The organism is Actinomyces ihuae (assembly GCF_001457875.1).
GTDB classification, from domain to species: domain Bacteria; phylum Actinomycetota; class Actinomycetes; order Actinomycetales; family Actinomycetaceae; genus Pauljensenia; species Pauljensenia radingae_A.
In genome coordinates this window covers 83862-108121 of the sequence record NZ_CZPX01000004.1, presented here as the reverse complement: position 1 = coordinate 108121, position 24260 = coordinate 83862, and the positions used below count along the sequence as shown (strand labels likewise).

At 58.4% G+C, this 24260-nt stretch carries 22 protein-coding genes; 13 read left to right on the top strand and 9 right to left on the bottom strand.

Going from position 1 to position 24260, the window contains the following annotated elements; all coding sequences use genetic code 11:
- The first annotated feature begins 36 nt into the window (after positions 1-36).
- The 3 genes from BN3002_RS01645 to BN3002_RS01635 all read left to right on the top strand — a co-directional run bounded on the left by BN3002_RS01645 (position 37) and on the right by BN3002_RS01635 (position 3245).
- A complete protein-coding gene (locus tag BN3002_RS01645) occupies positions 37-831 on the top strand; it encodes a fumarylacetoacetate hydrolase family protein (RefSeq protein ID WP_058236318.1) in 795 nt (264 codons plus the stop codon).
- Positions 832-987: 156 nt separating this feature from the next.
- The gene (locus tag BN3002_RS01640; RefSeq protein WP_058236838.1) at positions 988-2430 is read left to right on the top strand and encodes a purine-cytosine permease family protein; all 1443 of its coding nucleotides are present in this window, start codon (positions 988-990) and stop codon (positions 2428-2430) included.
- Positions 2431-2432: 2 nt separating this feature from the next.
- Positions 2433-3245, top strand: a complete 813-nt coding sequence (locus tag BN3002_RS01635; RefSeq protein ID WP_058236317.1) for a purine-nucleoside phosphorylase — start codon at positions 2433-2435, stop codon at positions 3243-3245.
- Here BN3002_RS01635 and BN3002_RS01630 read toward each other — a convergent pair.
- The 3 genes from BN3002_RS01630 to BN3002_RS01620 form a co-directional block, all read right to left on the bottom strand.
- A complete protein-coding gene (locus tag BN3002_RS01630) occupies positions 3236-4825 on the bottom strand; it encodes an MFS transporter (protein WP_257525467.1) in 1590 nt (529 codons plus the stop codon). The two genes, BN3002_RS01635 and BN3002_RS01630, sit on opposite strands and share 10 nt — an antisense overlap.
- A 124-nt stretch (positions 4826-4949) precedes the next feature.
- On the bottom strand, positions 4950-6164 hold the full coding sequence (locus tag BN3002_RS01625) for a Gfo/Idh/MocA family protein (RefSeq protein ID WP_058236315.1): 1215 nt from the start codon (positions 6162-6164) through the stop codon (positions 4950-4952).
- 175 nt (positions 6165-6339) lie between these two features.
- Positions 6340-7557, bottom strand: a complete 1218-nt coding sequence (locus BN3002_RS01620; RefSeq protein WP_058236314.1) for a MalY/PatB family protein — start codon at positions 7555-7557, stop codon at positions 6340-6342.
- Between the two features lie 304 nt (positions 7558-7861).
- On the opposite strand from BN3002_RS01620, the gene BN3002_RS01615 reads away from it, so the two are divergent.
- Together BN3002_RS01615 and gltX are read left to right on the top strand one after the other, a co-directional pair.
- Positions 7862-9424 carry an MFS transporter gene (locus BN3002_RS01615; RefSeq protein ID WP_058236313.1) on the top strand — a complete coding sequence of 521 codons (1563 nt, stop codon included), beginning with the start codon at positions 7862-7864 and terminating at the stop codon, positions 9422-9424.
- Between the two features lie 47 nt (positions 9425-9471).
- Positions 9472-10986 carry a glutamate--tRNA ligase gene (gene gltX / locus BN3002_RS01610; protein ID WP_058236312.1) on the top strand — a complete coding sequence of 505 codons (1515 nt, stop codon included), beginning with the start codon at positions 9472-9474 and terminating at the stop codon, positions 10984-10986.
- Positions 10987-11051: 65 nt separating this feature from the next.
- Here the strand turns inward: gltX and ybaK are convergent, their stop codons facing one another.
- Positions 11052-11555, bottom strand: coding sequence for a Cys-tRNA(Pro) deacylase (gene ybaK, locus BN3002_RS01605; protein WP_058236311.1), 504 nt, complete (start codon positions 11553-11555; stop codon positions 11052-11054).
- 2 nt (positions 11556-11557) lie between these two features.
- Entirely contained in the window at positions 11558-11947 is a 390-nt protein-coding gene (locus BN3002_RS01600; protein ID WP_058236310.1) for a YccF domain-containing protein, read from the bottom strand.
- A 120-nt stretch (positions 11948-12067) separates the two neighbouring features.
- Between BN3002_RS01600 and BN3002_RS01595 the strand changes: the two genes are divergently transcribed.
- Positions 12068-12772, top strand: coding sequence for a YggS family pyridoxal phosphate-dependent enzyme (locus tag BN3002_RS01595; protein WP_058236309.1), 705 nt, complete (start codon positions 12068-12070; stop codon positions 12770-12772).
- Here the strand turns inward: BN3002_RS01595 and BN3002_RS01590 are convergent.
- The 3 genes from BN3002_RS01590 to cimA all read right to left on the bottom strand — a co-directional run bounded on the left by BN3002_RS01590 (position 12769) and on the right by cimA (position 16631).
- Entirely contained in the window at positions 12769-13887 is a 1119-nt protein-coding gene (locus BN3002_RS01590) for a pyridoxal-phosphate dependent enzyme (protein ID WP_058236308.1), read from the bottom strand. The two genes, BN3002_RS01595 and BN3002_RS01590, sit on opposite strands and share 4 nt — an antisense overlap.
- 9 nt (positions 13888-13896) lie before the next feature.
- On the bottom strand, positions 13897-14958 hold the full coding sequence (gene lplB / locus BN3002_RS01585; protein ID WP_058236307.1) for a lipoate-protein ligase small subunit: 1062 nt from the start codon (positions 14956-14958) through the stop codon (positions 13897-13899).
- 65 nt (positions 14959-15023) lie between these two features.
- Entirely contained in the window at positions 15024-16631 is a 1608-nt protein-coding gene (cimA, locus tag BN3002_RS01580; protein ID WP_058236306.1) for a citramalate synthase, read from the bottom strand.
- Positions 16632-16765: 134 nt separating this feature from the next.
- Between cimA and BN3002_RS01575 the strand changes: the two genes are divergently transcribed.
- The 4 genes from BN3002_RS01575 (at position 16766) to BN3002_RS01560 (ending at position 18726) form a co-directional block, all read left to right on the top strand.
- Entirely contained in the window at positions 16766-17182 is a 417-nt protein-coding gene (locus tag BN3002_RS01575; RefSeq protein ID WP_058236305.1) for a twin-arginine translocase TatA/TatE family subunit, read from the top strand.
- Entirely contained in the window at positions 17179-17535 is a 357-nt protein-coding gene (gene tatA, locus BN3002_RS01570; protein ID WP_058236304.1) for a Sec-independent protein translocase subunit TatA, read from the top strand. The genes BN3002_RS01575 and tatA overlap by 4 nt, the downstream gene beginning before the upstream one ends.
- Before the next feature lie 15 nt (positions 17536-17550).
- Complete coding sequence (tatC, locus tag BN3002_RS01565; RefSeq protein WP_227469065.1) at positions 17551-18390, top strand: twin-arginine translocase subunit TatC; 840 nt, start codon at positions 17551-17553, stop codon at positions 18388-18390.
- A 75-nt stretch (positions 18391-18465) separates the two neighbouring features.
- Entirely contained in the window at positions 18466-18726 is a 261-nt protein-coding gene (locus BN3002_RS01560) for a DUF6457 domain-containing protein (protein ID WP_058236302.1), read from the top strand.
- Between the two features lie 4 nt (positions 18727-18730).
- Here BN3002_RS01560 and BN3002_RS01555 read toward each other — a convergent pair whose 3' ends face one another.
- The gene (locus BN3002_RS01555) at positions 18731-19429 is read right to left on the bottom strand and encodes a TetR/AcrR family transcriptional regulator (RefSeq protein WP_058236301.1); all 699 of its coding nucleotides are present in this window, start codon (positions 19427-19429) and stop codon (positions 18731-18733) included.
- A gap of 336 nt (positions 19430-19765) precedes the next feature.
- Between BN3002_RS01555 and BN3002_RS01550 the strand changes: the two genes are divergently transcribed.
- The 3 genes from BN3002_RS01550 to BN3002_RS01540 all read left to right on the top strand — a co-directional run bounded on the left by BN3002_RS01550 (position 19766) and on the right by BN3002_RS01540 (position 24244).
- Positions 19766-22219: a DMSO/selenate family reductase complex A subunit gene (locus BN3002_RS01550; RefSeq protein WP_058236300.1), complete on the top strand. Its 2454-nt coding sequence runs from the start codon at positions 19766-19768 to the stop codon at positions 22217-22219.
- 161 nt (positions 22220-22380) lie between these two features.
- Entirely contained in the window at positions 22381-23067 is a 687-nt protein-coding gene (locus BN3002_RS01545) for a DMSO/selenate family reductase complex B subunit (RefSeq protein WP_058236299.1), read from the top strand.
- A gap of 28 nt (positions 23068-23095) precedes the next feature.
- Positions 23096-24244: a dimethyl sulfoxide reductase anchor subunit family protein gene (locus BN3002_RS01540; protein ID WP_074026146.1), complete on the top strand. Its 1149-nt coding sequence runs from the start codon at positions 23096-23098 to the stop codon at positions 24242-24244.
- The last annotated feature ends 16 nt before the right edge of the window (positions 24245-24260 follow it).

Genomic DNA, 24260 nt, shown 5'->3' with positions numbered 1-24260 from the left:
AGGAAGATTCAGGCGTGATGTGCGTTACAGTACACTATGCGCATTGCACACTACATTGATCCGAATTTCCACTCCCCCGCCTGGGGGATCCTGAATGGTGATTGCACAACAATCACTCGCCTGGCGGGCGCGCCTTTCGAGGGGGAGCTGACTCCCCCGCTGCAGGCCACGAACTACGATGTGACGTCGGTTCACCTGCTCGCTCCCACTGAGGTAGCCACGGCCAAGGTGGTTGCTGTCGGGAAGAACTACGCTGACCACATTCAGGAGATGGGCGGGGAAGCACCACAGGAGCCACTGCTGTTCTTTAAGCCATCGACCGCCATCATCGGGCCTGGTGAGACGATCAAGTACCCCTCGTGGTCATCAAATGTGCATTACGAGGGGGAGCTGGCTGTCATTATCGGGTCGACATGTTCACAGGTCGCACCCCAGGATGTGCCGGCACATATTTTGGGGTTCACCTGCGCCAACGATGTGACAGCGCGCGATAAGCAACGCAGCGACGGGCAGTGGACGCGTGCGAAAGGCTTTGACACCTCGTGTCCTCTGGGTCCGTGGATCCTGATTCCTCAGGCAGATGATGAGTTCTCAGTCGGCGACGCTCATCTGCGCACCGTTCTGCGTGACACAGTTGTGCAGGACGTCTCAACTTCTTTCATGATCCGTCCGGTGTACGACTTGATCTCGTTCATCTCCCAATCCATCACCCTCAAGGCGGGAGATGTTGTACTGACAGGCACGCCAGCAGGGGTGGGGGAGCTACAGCGTGGTGATACGATCAGTGTCGAAATAGACGGGATTGGAACGCTGACGAATCCGATCGCCTGAGGCCGATACCTCACACGCAAGTTCCGGTCCTGACTTTTTCGCATCCCATTGGTCACGTTGAAGGAAGCAATCGTGAGTTCCACTGAGCCAATCGCACCCAACGCTGGGGCACCACATGCAGTACAGACACAGAAGGAACAGGGCCTGGCCGTTGAGATGGCCGGCCTGGATGTCATTCCTGAGTCGGATCGTAAAGGCAAACCATCAGATCTGTTCATGCCGTGGTTCGCTGCGAACATCTCCGTCCTGGGAATCTCATGGGGCGCATGGGTGCTCGGGTTCGGCATTTCCTTTACACAGGCCATTATCGTCTCCATCGTCGGCATCACATTCTCATTCCTGACCTGCGGCATCATCGCCATCGCAGGTAAACGAGGATCCGCCCCGACGCTCGTTTTGTCGCGCGCAGCATTCGGTGTGAACGGCAACCGCATTTCCGCCGCGATTTCATGGATCCTGACGGTGGGCTGGGAAATGTTCCTGTGCATCATTGCCACGCAGGCGTCCGCAACGGTGATGGGCGCCCTCGGCATGCACAATCATGTTGCCGCGCAGATCATTTCACTGGTACTCGTTGTCGCCATCGCAGGCGGTGCCGGCATCCTCGGGTTCGACACCATCATGAAGGTGCAGACCTGGATCACCTGGTTGACGGCGATCCTGACTGTCATCTACCTGGCATTGACCATCCCCACCATCGATCTCAGCGCGATCTCCGCTCTGCCGTCCGGCCCGTTCTCCGCAATGCTCGGCGCACTGTGCATGCTTCTCGCCGGTTTCGGATTCGGCTGGATCAACGCGGCCGCCGATTACTCGCGTTACCTTCCTCGTCGTGCCTCCACCGGCGGCGTGGTCGGCTGGACCACCTTCGGTGCCACTCTGCCCACTGTTGTCCTCGTGATCTTCGGTCTGTTGCTCGTTGGGTCCGATGAGTCGCTGGGACAGGCAATCGACCTGGATCCGATCGGCGCGCTGACCACTATTTTGCCGACCTGGTTCCTCATTCCGTTCGCTCTTGTCGCGATCCTTGGTCTGGTCGGAGGCATCGTCATGGACATCTATTCGTCGGGCCTGTCGCTGCTGGCGACGGGTGTGCCCATCAAGCGTCCGGTTGCCACCGCTCTGGACGGCACCATCATGCTGGTTGGCACAATCGCCGTCGTGTTCTTCTCCGCGAACTTCATTGACCCATTCACCGGCTTCCTCACCACGCTCGGTGTGGTCATCGCGGGCTGGGGTGGCGTCATGATCGCTGATATTCTGCTGCGTCGCTCCGACTACAACGAACCTGATTTGTTCCGCTCCTCCGGCGTGTACGGGTCCGTGAACTGGGGCGCGATCGCCTCCCTGGCTGCTGCAACATTCGTGGGTTGGGGCCTGGTGGTCAACAACGCTGCCAGCTGGCTGTCATGGCAGGGCTACCTGCTCGGCCCGATCGGTGGCCGCGAGGGTGACTGGGCGTACTCGAATATCGGGATCCTGCTGGCCATGCTGATCGGTTTTGCCGGCTATTTGCTGACCAGTCGTTCGCGTGTGCGCAAACAGGAAGAGGCTGGTGCCCGCACTTACGCTGACGGCGCTCAGGAAAGTGAGGACTGACCATGTCTGACGAGTCGATCCGCAGCGTTCTTCTGGATCAGCAGGCCCAGGACGGGGCCCGCACTATTGCGGAGCTGTCGGGGCGTGACCACCATGACCTGTTCGTGGTGCTCGGCTCGGGTCTGGCACATGCACTGGATGCTGTGATCGACGCGCCGGATTCTCAGTGCCGCTCGTTCACGCTTTCCGACATTCCGGGGGTTGAGGCTCCCGTGGCTGATGGACACGTCAACACGATCCACTCGGTGCGAGTCGGCGCGTTGAATGTGCTTATTGCTCTGGGTCGTACGCATTTGTACGAGGGCGTCTCCCCCGCGTGTGTCACCGCATGTTCGAGGGCGGCTGCCGCAACCGGTGTTCACACTGCCCTGTTGTGCAACGCGAACGGATGTGTGCGCCAGTGGCAGCTGGGCGACGTCATGGCCATTGATGATCACCTGAATTTCTCAGGATATTCCCCGTTTAACGGGCCAATATTCGTGGATGTGACCAGCGTGTGGAATCGTGAACTGACCGATATCCTCGCTCAGCATTGTCAGCGCCGAGGTATCTACGCATGTATGCGCGGACCCGAGTATCAGACGCTTGCCGAGGGCCGCTGGCTCATGTCGACGGGTGCCGACTGCGTGGGCATGTCGACGGTGATGGAGGCGATCACTCTGCATGCGTTGGGTGTGCGCGTGTGCGGTATGAGCGTCGTATCCGACCTGTCGTTTGCTGACGCCCCCACTGACCCGAACGCAGTTGTTGAGGCAGCCGCAGCTGCCTCAACAACGATTGAATCAGGTTTCAAAGCGATCTGTTCTCAGGAGTAGATCTTCTGCATGTGCTCTTCGATTTCTTCCAGAGACTTCTTTGAGGTCTCCGGCATGATCTTGAACAGCACGACTGCGATCACGAGGTTCATCACACCGTAGATGGTGTAGGTGACTCCCCCGCCGAGCGCGTCCATCATCTTCGGGAACGTCCATGTAATGATCGCGTTCATGATCCACAGGCAGAAGACCGCGAATCCGTTCATGACGCCACGCGCATTGGCCGGGAACATTTCGCCCAGCATCGTCCACACAACAGTTCCGTTGGTGGACTGCACGATCAGCATAAAGACGCCCATCATGCCCAACACTGCGTACGGTGCCCACGAGGGAGGCTCGCCGCCACCCGTGATTGCCGGTGCAATGGTGAACTGGAAGAAAGCGGCAATGGCCAGCAGGCAGATGCCCACACCTGTGACGTCGAAAATCAGCAGCTGGCGCCTGCGGAAACGACCGATCAGCAGCAGGCCCAGTGCCGAGCCGATCACTGACATGACACCATTAGCGACCTGCGCGGTAATCGCGGCGGACGTTCCCATCCCTGCGTAGGACAGAACCTTCGGCGCGTAGTACATGATGGTGTTCACGCCGGTTGTCTGGTTGACGATTGCAAGGAAGATGCCCACGGCCAGAAGCTTGCGCAGCCACGGGATCCGCATGATCTCACTCAGACTGAGTTTCTTCTCAGCGACCTGGCGTTTGCGGGCCTCGATCATTTCGTTGATTTCGTCCTCGATCGGGCCGTCCTTTTCAGGGTCACGAACGCGCTTGAGCGTGCCGATCGCTTCGTAGACCTGTTTCTGGATAATGTGCCAACGGGAGGATTCGGGCATCAGGTGCATGCCAATCCACAGGAACACTGCGGGCAGAGTACATAGGACGATCATCCAGCGCCATGCCGAACCGTTGCCGGCGCTGATCGTCATCTGCATCATGAACTCGTGGATAGCAGACTGGTCGTTCCCGACCTGCTGGGCGACCAGTTCGTTCAACGAGTCCCATTCGTAGGTGCCTGGCGCAATCGCGCCCGTCGGGTCAGCCTTGACGGTGAGCTGAGGGCCACCGTGAGCCGAATTGATCGCCGCGTTCATGCTGAATGCGAGGAGCTGGCCGGTGACGATCATGAGCTGATCGACGGCAACAATGGAGCCTCGAATACGTTTAGGGGCACTCTCTGCCAAGAACACCGGGACAGTTGCGGACGCGCCGCCAACTGCCAGACCCAAAATCAGGCGGAAAATGTACATGATCCACACGTTGGGCGAGAAGGTGTTGCCCAGCGCGCCGATAATGAACAGGATCGCCAGCATGATGATGTTGTGGCGGCGACCGAATTTATCCGACAGGCGTCCACCGATCAGAGCGCCAAATGCGGCTCCGATGGTCAGGACACCGCCAATGGCTCCTTCTTCAAGCGGCGTCAGTTCCAGGCCGCCAGCTCCGGCGGGCATGTACATGTACGGCAGAGCACCTGAGATCACACCGGTGTCGTAGCCGAACAATAGTGAACCGAGTGTCGCCACTGCTGTCAGTGCAACAATTCCTCGTTTCGGTCCTGAGGGCGGAGTTTTCTCCGCCATCTCCTTGATTCGTTCAGGCGTGTAGTCCGCGTAGGACAGCTCTGCCTCTTGCCTGTTGTCTGCCATAATTCTCCTCTTCAGCGAGTAAAGTGTGGCTGCGTCGCCACCAGTCGTAGTACCTGGATCACGCCTGCAGGGCGTTGTCGTGGTCGAACGTTGTGACAACATCAACTGGCGCTACTTCATGCCATGTCCGGTCTTCAGCCGACTTCTCAATGGCATCATCAACTTCAGCTGCAGCCCATCCATCACCGGCAGAGGGCCCGTACTGCTTGTTGTCGAGCACACCTTGAATGAACTGGGCAGCCTCGACCACTTTCAGGTCATCGAAGCCCATTGATGTTCCTGCTCCGGGCTGGAAGCGGCTGAATCCGGGGTAATCTGGGCTGGCCATAGCGTCGACATATCCTTGCTGGAATCCATGATCGTTTCCGATGCAGATCTGCAGTCTGTTCAGATCTTCAAAGTTCCACCGCAATGAGCCTTCGGTGCCGTAGACCTCGATAATGTATTCGGCGCGCGGTCCCACGCTCACGCGCGAGGACTCCATCGTGACCAGGGTGCCTGATTCGAGGGTGCCCAGAACTGCAACATAGTCTTCGTTGCCGACCGGGCCTTTCTGGTCGGATACCTGCACCGTGGCATGTCCCATACCCTGTTCAAGGGGAATCGGACGCTCCGTGATGAACAGTCCTGTCTGCGCTGTAACAGCGGTAAAGCGGTCCTTCAAAACGTACTGCACCAGGTCGGCTCCGTGTCCGAGCAAATCGAGGATGACTCCTGCTCCGGCCTTTTCCTTCGCGTAACGCCACGTCAGCGGCCCGTCGGGGCTCGAGGCATAGTCTGCAATCAGCCACACGCGGGCATTCGTGATACGACCGATTGCGCCCTCCGCAACGATCGCGCGCGCCATTTCAATGGCAGGAGCATGGCGGTAGTTGAATCCGACGGAGGTAATCAGGCCTGCAGATTGAGCCCCTCGCGCAATTTCTTTGGATTCTTGAGCGGAGATCCCCATCGGCTTTTCGATCCAGAAAGGTTTGCCTGCCTCGATCGTGGCCATCGCGATCTCGTGGTGAAGGAAGTTGGGCGCACAGATCGACACAACGTCGACCTCCGGGTCACTCAGAACATCTCGGTAGTCCTCCACAGCCTTTTCAAATCCCAAGTTGTCAACTGCGAACTGACGGTTGCTTTCCACAACATCGCAGCACACCACCAGCTTGATATCGACTTCAATTTCCGGATACTTCTCCCGCAGTGCTTTGAACGACCGTGTGTGAAGACGCCCCATCCATCCCAGCGAGATCACGCCTACGCCGATAGTCTTCCTGCTCATATCTGCTCCTTCGCGTTGTGGTCATCTCATCGACCCACAGTGCAACTGCGACTGCCATAATCGCATTTGTTACAACAAGCCAAGATTAAATCAAATTTGCGGTAAGCACAAGAGCTAATTTTGACAGGATTACGTACCGAGTATCTGACGTGCATAAACAGGTATTTGTTAAGGCTTACTCGCGTCGTGTCGGAGGAAGCGAGGATGTGATCGCCTGGATTATTCTGTGCGCATTCGCCTTCGAACACGCCAGATTGACGCGAATCCAGTTCTCGTATCCGGTTCCCAAAGTCGCACCGGCATTGACACCCACCCGAGCATTCTCACGCAGGAAGGCGGCAGGACTATGCACGCCTGACCAGTCATACGCATCCAGCCCCCACCATGTCAGGTATGTCGCTTCAGGACTGACAAAGTCGACCAGAGTGTCTGACAGTGCTTCATGCGCGAGCGTCATATTCGACGCAACCTCCTCACGCACCACGTCCTGCCACGGGTCACCGTCGCGGTAGGCAGCAATTGTTCCGATCGCCCCCAATGAGTTTGTCAGGTGACTAATCTCACCACAGGAGTCGTCCCATTGTTCAAGCAAAGCGTCATCAGTCACGATGATTTGTGCGCAGGGAAGTCCCGCAATGTTCCATCCCTTCGATGCAGCTGTCGCCGTAATCGTGCGCGCCGCCACCTCATCATTCAGGCGCGCAAATGAGAAGTGACTCGTGGGATCTGTCAGGACCAGCGGACTGTGGATCTCATCGGCAAAAATCATCACATCCGTATCGCGAATCGCTTCCCACAACGCTTCCAGTTCGTCACGCCGAAAGGCACGCCCCGTCGGATTCCACGGATTGCACAAGATCAGCAGTGCACCACCCTGACGGGCTTCTCGGCCGATCGCTTCCACATCGAGTTGCCATTCACCCCCACTGCGCCGGTCTCCCTCGTCACTGAATGGAACACGAACAGCGGGGACTTCAACGATGGGATGCCCAGCGACACCGGGCATCGTCAGGAAGGGCATGTAGGCAGGGGTCGGTACAATGACTCGGCTCCCCTCGGGGATCATCGAGCGCAACACGACATCAAGGGCTGGCAAGACGGACTGGACCGTGCGCACGCATGTTGGATCAAGTGTCCAGCCGAATCGGCGTTGCTGAAAATCGACGAGGGCGTCTCGCACCGCGCCATCCAGCCATGACGGCTGGTATCCGAGCAGGCCGTCATCAATCGCTTTCTTCATCGCCTCGACAACCGGTGGAGCGGTACCAAAATCCATCTCCGCGACCCATGCACCCAGTGTTGGCTCACCGCTGGCAGTGCGAATGCCTGTCCATTTGAGCGATCCAATGGTCCAGTTCTCTTCAGGTGAGCGGTCAGGCAGCACAGGTTTCATGGAACATACTCCTTCATTCATTCAGCACCATGCTAATGCTCTTCACGCACTTCACGCCCGTCACTCGATGCTGTACCCGTCGTCTGCTCCTGTCCCTCGCCACCGGACTCAGTGTCGCTGCCTGTGCGGGTACTCGCTCAATTGCTTGCGCGCACCTGACATGTACAGTGAACCGTGTCATGCACAATGTCAGACTGACAACGTTTTGTTCTTCCTCATTGTCACCTTCCTGGACGCGCCTTAAAATGGATGGTCGGCCCTCGTTGATCAGCCGTTCTGATTACTGTGTGTGAAAGAAGGTTAAGTGGCGACTTCACGCTATTTCACGGTACCGGGATCAGATCGACAATACGACCGCAACAGAATGCTCATTGCCATCCTTATACCGCTGGTCATGGCACTGCTTCAGGTTTCAGCAGTCAATACGCTGCTCCCCGCTATCCAGGAGACGTTGGGAGCCACCTCGTCAGGCATTCAGTGGGTGCTGGCTGGCTACGCGCTGGTCTACGGCATCATTTTGGTGCCCGCAGGACGTATCGGTGACCTTGTCGGACGCTCCATGATGTTCGTCATCGGGCTGGCGATTTTCAGCGCTGGCTGCCTGGCCTGCGCACTGGCAACTGACACCGTCATGCTGAACGCCATGCGGATTCTTCAGGCGGTGGGAGCGGGAGTATTTTCGCCTCAGGTCAACGGAATGATCCAGCAGTACTTCGATGGACGTGCGCGCGCCAAAGCTTTCGGCCTGATGGGGTTGACCATTTCTGCATCGGTTGCAGCCGGACCGCTAATTTCCGGCGCTACGGTAGCGATCTTTGGCAATGATCCAGGGTGGCGCTACGCGTTCGCGATCAACACTCCAATCGGCCTGCTCGGACTTTTCCTTGCCTTCAGGTGGCTGGCCTTCTCAAAGGAGCGACGCACCATCGGCCCGAATCGCAAGAAAGCACGCGAAGAGTACCGCCGTCAGGAAATTGTCGCGGGGCGTCCTGCTTCGAAGCGACGCGGACGCACCCTGGATCTCGACCCTGTCGGCATGATCACACTGTGCATAGGCGTATTCCTGATCATGATGCCGTTTACGATGCACGCGTCCTGGCGAATGTGGCTGCTGCCTGCCGCCGTGCTTGTTCTGACTGCATGGGTGTGGTGGGAATATACCTACGAGCGCCGCGGCCACATCCCGATGGTGAACCTCAAACTGTTCAAGATCAGCTCATTCAGTTACTGCACGGCAATCTCCGCACTGCAGTTCCTAGGCTCCACCTCCATCTTCGTGCTCATCGCGCTGTTCGTACAGCAGGGACTGGGGCAGACTGCTCTGTTCACCGGCCTGATCGGCCTACCCAACGCCGTGATTTCAGCCTACTTCGCGGTGTTCGCTTCACGCCACGCGATCGAGAAGGGTCGCGTGCTGCAGGTCGTCGCGCTGCTGATCGTCATCGGCTCGGTTCTGGCCACCGTCGCTGTAGCGTACGGTGTGGCCAATCTGGGATGGCACCCGGCATGGCTGACTCTGCCAATCACGCCCGTCGGTATCGGACTGGGCATGATGGGCTCGGTCAACCAGACACAGTCCATGCTGGAAGTTCCGGCGGCTCACGGAGGTACGGCCGGTGGCATGGTCCAGACCGCCCAGCGCATCACGACTGCCATCGGTAATGCTGTTGTCACTGCCGTCTTCTTCGCCAGCGGAGCTGCTGTGGGACATACGCCCAGCGAATGGTTCCGCGGCTTCGCCTCAGCCCAGGCTCTGGTCGTTGGCTTCATTTCCCTGGCAGTGATCGTCGCAGTGGTCTACATGGTACGAGGGCGTCGCTCCATACCTGGCACATCGCAGGCACAAAGGACGATCCGCAACCGGTGACCTGGTGTTTTCCTGGGCACCGTTTCAACGGTAGAATAGGCAGCACTATGACTGTCACGAATGCAACTGGACGCGATATTCGCCTCCGTTTTTGTCCTTCACCAACTGGCACTCCGCACGTCGGAATGGTACGCACCTGCCTGTTCAACTGGGCGTATGCGCGTCACACCGGCGGAACGTTCGTCTTCCGCATTGAAGATACGGACGCGCAGCGTGACTCCGAAGAGTCCTACCAGCAGATCCTCGACTCCCTGGAATGGTTGGGACTGGACTGGGATGAAGGTATCGGTAAGGGCGGGCCGCACGCGCCCTATCGTCAGTCAGAGCGTATGGACATCTACCGTGACGTCGCACAGAAACTGCTGGAAGGCGGATACGCGTACGAGTCGTTTTCAACGCCCGAGGAAGTTGAGGAACGTCACCGTGCCGCTGGCCGAGATCCGAAGCTCGGCTACGACGGTTTCGACCGTGATCTGAGCGAGGAGCAGAAAGAGGTGTTCCGTGCTGAAGGCCGCAAACCTGTTCTGCGTATGCGCATGCCGGATGAGGACATCACGTTCACGGATCTGGTGCGCGGCGATATCACCTTCAAGGCGGGTTCGGTTCCTGACTATGTCATCGTTCGTGCCAACGGTCATCCGTTGTACACGCTGGTCAACCCTGTCGACGATGCACTGATGGAGATCACACACGTCCTGCGCGGTGAGGATCTGCTCTCGTCAACTCCTCGCCAGATCGTGCTCTACCGTGCACTTGAGGAGCTGGGGATCGCCTCATTCACGCCGCGTTTTGGCCACCTGCCCTATGTGATGGGTGAAGGGAACAAGAAGCTGTCCAAGCGTGACCCGAAGTCGAATCTGCTGCTGCACCGCGAAAACGGCATGATTCGTGAAGGCTTGCTGAATTACCTGGCATTGCTGGGCTGGTCGATCAGCCCGGATAATGACATTTTCTCCGCTGAGGAATTGATTGAGGCGTTCGACATCGAAGATGTTAACCCGAATCCGGCGCGCTTCGATCAGAAGAAGTGCACCGCCATCAACGCCGAGCACATCCGCATGCTCGACATCGACGATTTCACCCGCCGCATCGTGCCGTTCCTTCATCGCGATGGCGTAGTCAGTGCGGACACTTTCGATGCACTCACCGATGAGGAACAACGCCGCCTGGTTCCTGCTGCCCCGCTCATCCAGACACGCATTCAGGTGCTCTCTGAAGCGTCCGGCATGCTCGGGTTCCTGTTTGTGGCTGACAAAGATCTTCAGATCGATGAAAAGTCGCAGGGCAAACTCAAAGATGATGCGGCAGATGTCCTCAGCCGTGCCATCGAGGAGTGCGAAAAGGTTACTGAGGCTGACTTTGGGACGGAAAAGCTGGAAGAAAAGCTCCGCTCGGCCCTCGTCGATGAAATGGGAATTAAGCCGCGCCTGGCGTTCACACCCATGAGGGTGGCTGTGACCGGCAAGCAGGTGTCTCCCCCGTTGTTTGAGTCGATGGAAATCCTTGGTAAGGAATCCTCGCTCAAGCGTCTGCGTCACCTGCGTGACGTACTTGCCCAGTAGGTCAGGGCTCCGGAGCTCAGTAACTGAGCAGCTCAGCGGCGCGGGGCAACGGGAATCGCGCCCGCCTAGTCGAGCGCGATGAGCGGAGCGAATTCGCCTTTTGTCAGTTCTGCCAGATCAGTGGCGGCAACCAGTACGGAAAATCCGCGTTTGCCGCCGCTGACCGCGATCGCATCGTAGGCGAGCGCTGACTCGTCGATGAAGGCGCGGTGCCGGGTGGTCTGTCCCAGCGGGGAGATTCCACCGACCACATACCCGGTTCGGCGCTGCGCGACAGCAGGATCTGCCATCTTTGCCGAGCGAGCGCCCGCTGCACGCGCAATGAGTTTGAGTGACAGGTGGTGGTCTACTGGAATCGCCGCCACGACGAACTCACCGTCGGAAGTTTCCACCATGAGGGTCTTGAAGACCTGCTGTGCCGGCAGATCAAGCTGGTCGGCGGCTTCTCCTCCATATGAGGCTGCCGACGCGTGGTGCTCATAGTGCAGGGGCGTGAAGTTGACTCCTGCCTGCGTCAGCTCCTCGACAGCTCGCGTCGGGCCGGTGCCGTGATGCTTTTTCTTCGCCATCGTCAGATGATGCTCGCGTCAGGCGAATCGACGACCTCTTTGCCGAAGGGGAAGCATGTCACGGGGATGAGTTTGAGGTTGGCAATTGCCAGCGGGATCCCGATGATGGTGACGAACTGTGCGATTGCGGTGGTGATGTGTCCGATGGTGAGCCATAGTCCTGCCACGAGGAACCACACGACGTTCATGAATGTTGAGCCTGCGCCGGCGTCCGGTCGCTTGACGACCTCGCGGCCAAATGGCCAGATCACGTAGGACGCCATACGGAAACATGCCACGCCGGCTGGGATCGTGATGATAAAGATGCACGCGATGATGCCGAAGAAGATGTATTCGAGGAAGAGCCAAAAACCGGCCAACAGGAACCAGATGATATTCAAGAGTGTGCGCACTGTGATCTCCTAGAGTTAAACCCGCTCATTTTACCTTATCTGCTTCCTTTATTGTCCCACGGCGTTCTTCTCCAACAGAACCGGCTACATAGCGAGGACAAAGTGCGTAGTATCGACCAAGTGAGCATCAACGACAACATTGCCCGAGTCCGCGACAGAATCGACCGTGCCTGCGAAGCTGCAGGCCGATCCGATACTGCGACACTCGAGCTTGCTGTCAAGACCCAGGACGCACAAACCTGCCAGGCTGCGGCTCGTGCTTTGTACGAGGCAGGCCTGCCTGTCCTCCTCGGACACAATCGCGTTCAGGAAGCCCGCGCTACCGCGGAGGCGATCCGCACTGTTCCGGGCGCCAGCATTCATCTGATTGGCTCATTGCAGACTAATAAGATTAACCAGGCGCTGGCCTGCACCGACTTGATCGAAACGGTTGATTCGCAGCGTCTGGTCGATCACCTCGATAAACGTGCCAACGGGCTGCGCCCCGTGTTTATCCAGGTCAACGTGTCTGGTGAAGACTCCAAGAGCGGGTGCCGACCTGACGATGTTCCAGCATTGCTGGATGCGATCGAATTGTCCAGCGCGCTCACGCTCGAAGGATTCATGACGGTTGGACTGAATTCGGATCACGAATCTGACGTGCGTCGCTCATACTGCTTGCTGCGCGACATTCGCGACGCTGCCTCCTGGCAGCTGGGTGTACCTGAACCTGATCTGCAATTGTCGATGGGGATGTCACGCGATCTGGAGTGGGCAATTGCAGAAGGTGCCACGATCGTTCGGATCGGAACCGACGTGTTCGGCCCGCGCCCTCGTCGCGACTAGCCTGCTGCCGGATCGTGGTCTTTCACACCGGAACCACATAGCGGAATGATGCACGAAGCGGGCTCTCGACCACTCGAGACATACTGACGGTATGCCGCATAGTTGGCGGCTGACGTGATTTCACAGTAAATTCCGCGGTGCGCAAGGTCGCTGTGTGCACGCACAATGTCCTGCTCATGTACGGCAAGAAATTCAATCGAGCAGGCGCGCGCATATCTCATGATTTGCTCAGCCCGTGCAGGCCTTGCAATTGCGATTCCATCGGCAAGCGTCGCTGTGGCATGGAAATCGCTGAGATCCTCACCTGCCGCCATACGGCGCAGCGGATCACAGCGCTCACTTTGCACCGCCACAATATGCGGAAAATGATCGATGCATCCTGATGTCATCAAATGTTCAAGCGCCTTAACCGCGCCGATCAGTAGCGTGCCGTTGCCAACCGGAATGAGCAGGACCTCAGGAAGCCTCCCGCCACACTGTTCAAAGATCTCGTACACATAGGTCTTCGTGCCTTCATAGAAAAAGGGGCTGAAAACATGCGACGCATAGAACGCATCATCGCGCTCCCGAACGTAGGTTCGCGCGACATCTGCGCAATGATCGCGCGAGCCTTTCACAATGTGCACCATCGCGCCAAAGGATTCAATCATCGCGATTTTTTTGTCGGATGCCGCTTCCGGCACGAAAATCTCGCACTCCATCCCCGCTCGTACAGCGTAGGCTGCGATCGCGCATCCGGCATTTCCGCTTGAATCCTGCACCACGCGCGTGATTCCAACCGAAGCGCACCACGTGATCAGCGCGGCCGCCCCTCGATCCTTGAATGACAGGGTCGGCATGGCGTATTCCAGTTTGCCGAGGACACCCTCGTCAATGGAGACGAGGCCGGTCATCCCCTCCCCCATGCTGACGCGCTGCCATGTGGAATCATCTGACCCAACTCCGATCATCGACGCACGATACCGGAACTGTGACCACTGCGAGGAATCCACGGTGTCGAGCGCGAACGGTTCCAGATCGCCGTGCAGATCCCACAGTCCGCCGCATCGGCATTTTATCGAGGTCGCGGGCGTCGCCTCCGCGGTGCTGCCGCACTGCACACACTGGTAGTACATAGTGACAGTTTACGGAAGACGGTACGTCCACTCGTGGGTCGCGAACTTGGTACGGCACCGGTTCTCAGCGATCTCAATATCATGCTGCGTGATTTCGCCGTCCGTCGCGTGGTACTTGTCGCGGAAATGCCCCAGGAACACATCGATGATGTCTTCGCGCGCCATACCGGTCTGCGAGCGCATAGGGTCGACTCTTTTGACCGCTGAACGCGTCCCCTTATCGTGGATCTTTTCTTTGCCGATGCGGATCACTTCCAGCATCTTGGCTGCATCAATGTCATACGACATCGTCACGTGGTGCACCATGTAGCCGTTCGCGAATCGTTTCTGCGCTGCACCGCCGATCTTGCCTTCCTCGGACGCAATGTCATTGAGCGGTACGTACCGCGCTTTCACGCCGACCTTTTCGAGGGCTTCCATCACCCATTGGTCAAGGAATTCGTATGACTGGGCGAACGAGAGTACGTCGACCAGGGCGGTGGGAACCACAAGCGAATACGTCACACAGTTGCCGGCTTCCATAAACATTGCGCCGCCCCCGGTGATGCGGCGGCACACTGTAATGCCGTATTTGTCGATACCGTCCTGCCACAGTTCGTTGGCATAGGACTGGAATGATCCGATCACAACAGCCGGATCGTCCCATTCCCAGATGCGCATGAACGGTTTGCGGCGCCCTTCGGCGACATCCTGAGCAAGCGTTTCGTCCATCGCGACGTTGACCATTGGAGGTACCACCGGCCCGTGGATGACGTCGAAGTCAATGTCATCCCAGCTCAGTGCTTTACCCAGTGCACGCCGCAACGCGATGCCAACGCCTTCAGGAGTGATGCCCAGCAGGTTGTCGCTGGGCTGCAGGGCTTCAGAAACACGCTGAGCGGCCTGTGCCGCGCTCATGTCGGCTGGGGCGCCTTCCAGGGCATCGCGCATACGCGTCAGTGCGCTGTCTGGTTCCAGGAAGAAGTCTCCTGACAGTTGTACATCGCGCAGTATGGCGTCCGAATCCGTCTGGTCGACTTCCACGTCGAGGACGACGAGTTTGCCTCCAGGAACTTTGTATTCTCCATGCATGTCTCTATTGTCGCTGTTCGGAGCGATCCACGCTCGGCAACCGGAACGCGAAACCGGTCATTTACTCAGCGCGGCAGAAGTCCCCAGCGGTATCCGTCGAAGAGTGCTTCCCATGACGCCTCGATAATGTCGGTGCCGATTCCAACTGTGGACCATTCGCGCTCCCCGTCACTCATGGTGATCAGGACGCGGATCGTTGAGGCCGTCCCGGCGTGATGCTGGTCGAGGATATGCACCTTGAAGTCACTCAGTTCAATCACCGCGGCTTCCGGTTTGTACTGTGTGAGTACGGCGCGCAGCGCACGATCAAGGGCGTTGACCGGACCATTTCCTTCGCTGGTGTGGATGTAGCGCGCGTGGGTGCGGATCGTGACGGTAGCGCGTGTGCTCGAGAGCGGCTGTCCCTCAGCAGGTCGCTGACCCGTCGACACGTCCCACGATTCAACGTCCACGAACGGGGGCAGCATTCCAACCTCGTTGCGCAGCAGCAACTCGAAGGAGGCGTCTGCGCCGTCGTACATATAGCCGTCCGCTTCGCGCTCTTTCACAATGCGAGCCAGTCGTGTGGCAACGTCAGGACTGGTGAGGTCAATGCCCAGTTCCTGCGCTTTCAGTTCGATCGATGCACGTCCCGCCATCTCCGATACCAGCATTCTCATGCCGTTGCCTACCTGCTCGGGATCGATGTGCTGATACAGGTCAGGATCGACCCGAATGGCTGATGCGTGCAGTCCAGCCTTATGCGCGAAGGCGGAAGCCCCCACGTATGGAGTGCGCGAGAACGGCGCAATGTTGACGATGTGTCCGATGCTGCGTGCCGTTGAGGTCAGGTGCGTCAGCGCGTGGTCACCAAGCAGGTCAAACCCCATCTTGAGCTGCAGGTTTGCGAGACAGGTCAGCAGGTCTGCATTCCCGGTTCGCTCTCCGTAACCATTGATGGTTCCCTGGATCTGTCGCGCGCCTGCCCCGACAGCTGCCATCGTGTTGGCCACTGCGCAGCCGGTGTCGTTGTGGGCATGTATTCCCAGCACCACATCTTCATGTCCGTCATTGACGAGGGCGTCCCGAGCCTGTTCAATCATCTGCGCAATAGTGGCAGGCAGATTTCCGCCGTTCGTGTCGCAGGGAATGACGGCTGCCGCGCCGGCACGTGCCGCCTCGATCATGACCTGAATCGGGTATCGTTCGCGTGAGTCCCACGCCAAGCCATCAAAGAAGTGCTCCAGGTCGACCATAACGGTGATGGGACGCCCCACCGCGTCGGGTGACGACAGGTAGGAAACGGTGTCGCGCACCATGCGCAGATTCTCCTCTAGCGTTGTGCGCAAAGCACTGGTGACATGTCTGGGATCGGATTTGGCAACGACAGTGATGACGCTGGCGCCGCTGTCAACGAGCCCCGCAATCTGAGGGTCTTTGCTGGCCTTCATTCCGGCTTTCGTCGTTGCTCCGAACGCGACGAGGGAGGAATGTGACAGGTCAAGGCGCGCTGCCTGCCTGAAGAACTCGGTGTCTTTCGGGATCGCTCCGGGCCATCCGCATTCAATGAAGTCGATCCCCAAGCGATCCATAATTCGCACGCATTCGATCTTGTCAGCAACTGACAGGCTGATGCCTTCCTGCTGGGCACCGTCACGCAACGTGGTGTCATATGTGAATACGTGCTCTTTCATGGATACAGTGTGTCAGTTCCGTGGCCCGTGACCTAATTCATGACGAGCATCGACCACAATGCGGGCTGTCTTGAGGCGCTGAAAAATGGCCTAACCGTCTACACTGAACGGATAGAAGCTGAAGGGGGTGTGCCATGTTCGGGATCAACGGAGCTGAATTCGTCATTCTTTTACTACTGGCGGCGTTGCTGCTGGGACCCCGATCGGTGGCACAGGCTCTGCATGGTTTGAAAAAGGCTCTGACAATGTTTCGGCAGTGGTCGGCCCGGCTTCGAACCGACGCGTTAAGCGAATCATCTGCCTTGACGCCTCAGGATCTGAAGAATCTGCAGATGTTACGCGAATTTGACCTGTCGCAGTACTCCCCCAAACAGATGGTTCGAGAAGCTGTCCAAGACGAAATCAACGAGTGGATGAAGCAGGCAGGCCTGTCAGCCACCTCGCTCAAGGACGCCGTGCAGTCCGTGCCGGATGGGACGCCCTCGACCAATGACACGAAACTTTCAATACAGCAATTGGATGCAGATAATCCCACTGGAGGTACGCCATGAGGCCCAGCCACATCGTCATCATCATCGTCGTTCTCATTATTTTGTTTGGCGCCTCGAAGCTTCCCGATATTGCGCGCTCGATCGGGCAGTCAGCCAAGGTTCTCAAGAAAGAGATGCGCGAGCTGTCTGACGACGATGGCTCCACGCCGGTTGCGCAGCCCCAGTCCCAGGCTCCGCAACCGCAGGCTCCGGTTCAGCAGCCCCCGGCCGAGCAGCCGCAGGCTCCCATGCCGCAGCACGGCACATCTGCGCAGGCTCCCATGCCGCAGTACCCGCAGCAATCTCAGCAACCGCAAACCGGCCAGCAGCCAGACAACGGCACGCCTGAGAGCCCAGCGCCCTCTCAGAACTAGCTCCGAGCTGCGGGCATGAAGAAGTCCAATCCCGCAGGCCGGATGCCCATCAGCGCCCATCTGCGTGAACTGCGCAAACGCCTTGTGATGGTGCTGGTGGGAATCGTCCTGGGAGCCATCGCAGGATGGTACCTGTATAACCCCGTCATGGCGTTCATGACAGAGCCGCTGCGCGCTCTCGACTCGGCGACCACCCAGATTAACTTCCACACGATCGGCGCTGCGTTCGATCTGAAACTGCAGGTTGCGATCTGGATCGGCACGATCATCACGTGCCCGTGGTGGATCTTCCAGATCGGCGCTTTCATCGCTCCCGGCCTGCGCAGACGCGAAAAACTCTATATCACCGTCTTCGGCCTGGTCGGCGTCGTACTGTTTTGTGCGGGCGCTGCAACCGGCGTGTGGGTGGCGCCCAAAGCCGTCCATATCCTGCAGTCCTTCATACCCGACGGTGGCGTATCCCTGCTGCAGGCCTCCAGCTACGTCAGCTTCTACATGCGCCTGGTCATCATTTTCGGCCTGTCGTATCTGTTCCCGGAGGTCCTGGTTCTGCTCAACTTCCTCGGCCTGCTGCCGGTTCGCGCAATGCTGCGCGCATGGCGATGGGTCACCATGATCTGTTTTGTGTTCGCCGCAATCGCCAACCCACTCCCCAGCCCGTGGCCGATGACAATCCAGGCGTTGGTGCTGATCGCGCTGTATCTGCTTGCCGTCCTGGTGTGCTGGATTCGCGAGCGTTACATCAAATACGGCCGCAGGCTCCGCCCTCGTCCATCCGCCCAGTCCTCCAACGACATTGGCGAGGGCGTCTCACTCCCACGCAGACGGCGGATTCCACGCAAACGCGTAGACTGACCGTAGGTCACACATGGCGCACTGAGCAATTGAATCGGTGCCGACTGATCGGCATCCGCTACTGGAGGAGATGACATGGCAGACGCTGCAAAGAGCCCTGAAATGGCGGCCTGGTTGAAGGACGTCGCTGAGTCCCTCAAAATTGAAGACAACCCGCTTCCTGGTGCTCAGGAGGCTTTGCTGGATATGACCAGCAGTGTTGCACACGGGCCGAGCCGTCCAGGTGCTCCGCTGACGAATTTCCTGGTCGGATACGCTGCCGGAAAACTCGGCGTGGATGCAGCTGAGGCTGCGCGCGCGGTTGCCGAGCAGGCCGACACCTGGCAGATGAAGTAAGGTCTCAGGTTTCGTCCTCAGCTTTCGACGCCGTTTCGTCGATGAATCCGCGACGCGGCATGGGCGCTTTCCCGCTTTCCGAGAAATGCACCAGCTGCCACGGCGGTGCAAGCGTCAGATACGTGGCGACCACTTCCTGAGCGTTCGCCGTCATTCCTGTGCGCAGCCACGCCGTAATCATCGCCATCATGTTGTGAAGCTGCTGGGAAACAGCCATTTCGATCCACAGTTGCGACGCGTTCCATTCCAGGCGTTGCGCAAAATCGGTCACATACTGGCTGAAAACTTCTTCCAGACGCTGCGCGAACAGTGAGCGCACAACCGAAGGCGCGTTGGTGGCGAAAATCTTGTGATAGATCTCGGGCTGTTGGCTGATTGTGCTCATCATCCGCACATACACGTCAGTCAGGCGTTGGCGCGGATCCTGTGTCACCGACGACAGCAAAGTGGCGAGGTCGGCGAAATCAGGCTGGAGCTGGTCAATCAGATAATTCGCCAGCAGGTCAGCTGGTGTGGACGCATGCTTGTAGAAGGTTTGCCGCGCGACGCCGGCGCGTGCTGTCAGCTCTGAAACCGTAATCTTGTCCGCAGGAGTGGTACGAGCCAGCTCGACGACTGCGTGAACTAGAGCAGCGCGGGTGCGCTGATAGCGAGGGTCTTCTTCAGGACTGCGCTGTTTTGAAGCACGACCAGTAGCGCTCACGCATCCTCCTTGGCACCTCGGTCCTGATTGCGCATCAGGCGCTTTTAAGTGACCATACACAATTCCCGACAACATGGGTTGATGCGCTCAGCAGGAGCGGCAAGGCGATCAAGTACTCCGTGGTCCGCCATGTCGGCAATGGCGTCAACGGGGACCACTTCGTCGGGGGTTACACACGCCGAAAAACACCTAGGAAACGCCCCGCCATTTATGCAACACAGATGCCATCATATTCACCACTTCGAATGGCGTATTATCAGGCATTTCGCAGTCTTCAGGCATAATTGGATTATTCGTTATTTGACAGGTGTCAGCTAGTGAGACAAAGGGGTTGCAGTGAAAGCAGTCAAGACCGCGTCGGGACCGTCCCGACGTTCGTTCCTGCAGTGGTCGGCAATCGCTGGGGCCAGCGTCGGTCTAGTGGGATGTTCAAACTCCAACGTGCAGTACTCCCACACAGACGATTCAGGCACACTCGTCCCCAACGGCACGGGACGCCTGGATGTCGACAAGACAGTTTCGTCGGCATGCATCGTCAACTGCGGTTCGCGCTGCCCACTACGCCTCCAGGTCAAGGACGGCACGGTCGTTCGCGTCCTGCCGGACAACACCGGCGACGAGACACTGATGAACCGCAATATCCTGGCATGTGTGCGCGGCCGCAACATGCGTGAGCGTATCTACAACCCCGACCGTATCAAGACACCGCTGCTGCGCGTGGGAGCCAAGCGCTCCGACGGCGAGTTCAAAGCCATCAGCTGGGACGAAGCCATCGACCTGATCGTTGAGAAACTGCGCTACACCTATGACACCTACGGCCCCGAAGCGGTCTACAAGAACTATGGATCAGGAGTGTGGAACGCCCTCGTCGCTTATTCGGGAGGCTGGCACCGCCTGTTCAATCTGCTTGGCGGCCACCTGAACTACTACGGAAACTACTCCTACCTGCAGATTTCTCAGTGCACAAGGTACGTGTACGGTTCACCCGATGAGCAGATCTCCAACTCGATCGAAGATTGCATCGACAATTCCAAACTCATCGTGTTCTGGGGCAACAATCCTCTGGAAACACGAATGTCAGGCGGCGGCATCGCCTACACGGCAACGCGTGCGAAGAAAGCTGGCGTGAAGATCATCGTGGTTGATCCTCGCTACTCCGATACAGCCTCCCTGATTGCGGATCAGTGGATCCCGATCCGTCCCGGAACCGACGCCGCCCTCGTCGCTGCAATGGTGCACGTCATGCTGTCCGAAAACCTGCACGACCAGGCTTTCCTCGACAAGTACTGCATCGGGTTCGACGAACAGCACATGCCCGAGGGCGCCCCGAAGAACGCCTCCTACCGTTCGTATGTGGAAGGCAAAGGCGAAGACGGGATTGAAAAGACTCCGGAGTGGGCCGCACAGATTACGGGGATCCCGGCCGACACCATCCGCAAGTTTGCACGTGAGGTGGCCACTTCCACGCCCGTCAACATCAACCAGGGGTGGGGTCCGCAACGCCACGCCAATGGTGAAAACCAGGCGAACTCGATTTATCTGCTGGCCTGCGTGACCGGCAACGTCGGTATTCCCGGCGGCGGTACCGGCGGGCGTGACGGTTATTACTGGCCACTGTCCCAGTGGCTTGACGACGGGACGAACCCGGTGGAAACGTCGATCAGCTGCTACAAGTGGACCGACGCGATTGACCACGGACCGGAGATGACGGCTCTCAAAGATGGTGTGCACGGCAAGGACAAGCTCGATGTCGGCATCAAGTTCATGGTGGTGTACGGCTCCAACATGCTCTCCTCGCAGCACGGCGACATCAATCGCACGCGGGAAATCCTTGACGATGACACCAAGTGCGAGTTCATCGTCGGGATGGATAACCAGATGACAGCGTCGATGAAACTGTGCGACCTGGTGCTGCCTGATACCACCACTGCTGAACGATGGGATCTGGTTCCCAGCGAATACACCGGTGAGCTCGCCTACGAAATTATGGTCGAACAGGCTATCGACCCGCTGTATGAAGCTCGCAGCTCGATCGAGGTGACCACGGAGATCGCCGAACGTATGGGTATTGGTGAAGAGTTCGCGCACGGCAAGAAAACCACGGAAGACTGGGCGCGCGACGTTCACGAGATGACACGCAAGGATCAGCCGCAGTTCCCGACCTTCGACGAACTGCGCGACATGCGCGTCTACCGCTATAACCCCGACGAACATGTGGTGCCCCTCAAGGAGTTCCGCGAAGATCCGGAGGCCAATCCGCTGGAGACGCCGTCGGGCAAGATCGAACTGTATTCCAGCCAGCTGGCCGAGATGGCCAAGACGTGGGAGTTCCCCGATCCACTACCCGGTGACCGACTGACTCCGATCCCCGAATACGTCCCCACTCGTGAGGGCGTCGAGGAGGCGCGCACCAACAAGAAGTATCCGCTGCAGGTCATTGGACACCACTACAAGTCACGTACGCACTCGACGTACGGCAACCTGTCGAAGAACCGCGAGGCTCACCCGCAAAAGGCATGGATCAATATTCAGGATGCCCGCAAACGAGGGATCGCAAACGGCGACCAGATCCGCATCTTCAACGATCGCGGCACAATCCAGACGCAGGCGTTCGTTTCAGCGCGCATCGCACCAGGCGTTGTCTCTGTTCCGCAGGGTGCATGGGTTGAATGGGACGAGAACGGTGTGGATCACGGCGGTGCAGTCAACGTTCTGACATCTCAGCACCCCACTCCCCTGTCAAAGGGCAACGGTCAGCACACGAATCTTGCACAAGTGGAGAAGGTGTGAGGCACATGGACGTGACGCTGCCATTCGCGAAACCGGCTTCGACAACGCCCGTGAGGCTGCCCGTATAAGCGGCGGCTCCGCACAAGCCCCACGACCCGCCAACCACAGATTTTCACAGACTTGACCGTTCAGTACTGAACAGATCGCCACGAGGAGGACCGATGGATCAGGACGCGATCCCACAGCCAGGCAGGCACGACACGGTTGATCAGCCGTTGACGCAAAAGGACGCCGGTTACGGATTCTTTTTCGATCAGAACATGTGCAATGGGTGCAAAGCCTGCCAGATCGCATGCAAGGACAAACATGACTTGCCTGTCGGCATGAACTGGCGCCGCGTGATCGAATACACCGGTGGCACGTGGAGCATCAACGAGCAGGACGGCACGTTCACGCCCAACGTATTCAGCTACTACACCTCCATCTCGTGCAACCACTGCGAGAACCCGATCTGTATGCGCGTATGCCCCACCACTGCGATGAGCCGACGCGACGACGGCACCGTCTACGTTGATCAGAGCAAGTGTGTGGGATGCCGATACTGCCAATGGGCATGCCCCTACGGCGCGCCGCAGCTCGATTCACGCACCGGTCACATGTCCAAGTGCGACCTGTGCTATGACTACCGCGAGCAGGGGCAGAACCCGGCATGTGTCGACGCTTGCCCGACCCGCGCGCTCGGATGGGGACCGATCGAAGCTCTGCGCAAGGAGTTCGGGTCTGAATCAGGTATCGCACCCCTGCCGGATCCGTCGATCACGAAACCGCACCTGGTCATCAAACCGCACCGTGATGCCCAAAAGTGGGATGAAGGCACCGGTATGATCCAGAATCCTGAAGAGATCTAGACCCGTTACATCGGCACGAAGGAGCATCATGCACATCGGCGAACTCCCCATGATCATATTTACTGTCGTGGCTCAAATGTCGGTCGGAGCATTCTGGATTCTCGGCCTCATCCAGCTGATCGGACGGCGCTCAGGCATGAGTAACACCACGATTGACCGCATCACGAATGCCGGCATGTATGCGGCCGGCCCGCTGTTGCTGTTCGGTTTCTTCGCGGCGTTCTTCCACCTCAATGATCCCTTCCATGCGCCCTTCACACTGCTCCATATCGGATCCTCGTGGCTCTCGCGCGAACTCATCTCCGGGGTTCTGTACGCCGGTCTCGGCGCCTGTTTCGCGATCGCTCAATGGTTCAACATCCTCAGCCGCACTGCCCGCGACACCCTCGCAGGACTGACCGCACTTGCCGGTCTGGCTCTGATCATCTCAATGACGGGTGTCTACTACTTCACCGAAACGGTTCCCGCCTGGCACAACATCTTCACGTGGATTTCCTTCTTCTCCTCAGCGTTCTTTACCGGCTCCCTCGCTGTTGCGCTAGCCTTGTTCATCGCATGGAGTATGCAGTCCGGCAACGCCGCCCCCGCACGCAAGCAAGTCCGCGAGCCAGCTCGTGCAGGTGCTTACGCCGGCACTTCGTCCGTCCTCATTGACCAAGGCGACTCACCCATCACCGACGCTTCACCGAATTCTTCAGCCACGCAGCCAGCGCCACAGGCTCGCGCCGGAAAGAAGAAAGGCCTGGTGACCAAGGTGCTGGATATCGTCAAACGTGGCGTGTTCCCTGACGGCCAGCTCTCCGATGAAACCGTGACACTTGCGCAGCGTTCCATGCGCCTGTCCACCGCGATCGCAGCCATTGCCGGGATCGTCCTGATGGTCGCCTACCCCTTCTACATGACGTCTCTGGGATTAGGCAGCGAAGTGGAACGCACCGTCGCTCACCACATTGCCTCACACGGATACCTCGCAATGCGCCTGGTGTCACTGGCCGTTGTGGTCGTGCTGATTGTGCTGGTTGTGCGCAAACAACTGGAAAAGGCAACCAGCCCGTCCAAGCCGCTGGTGTGGCTGCTTGCCGGAGCTTTCGTCCTGGCCGTTCTGACCGAGCTACTCGGCCGCGGTCTGCACTACGAAGGGCTCGTCCGAGTCGGAATCAACACCGTCTTCGGATAACATGACGTATCCGACA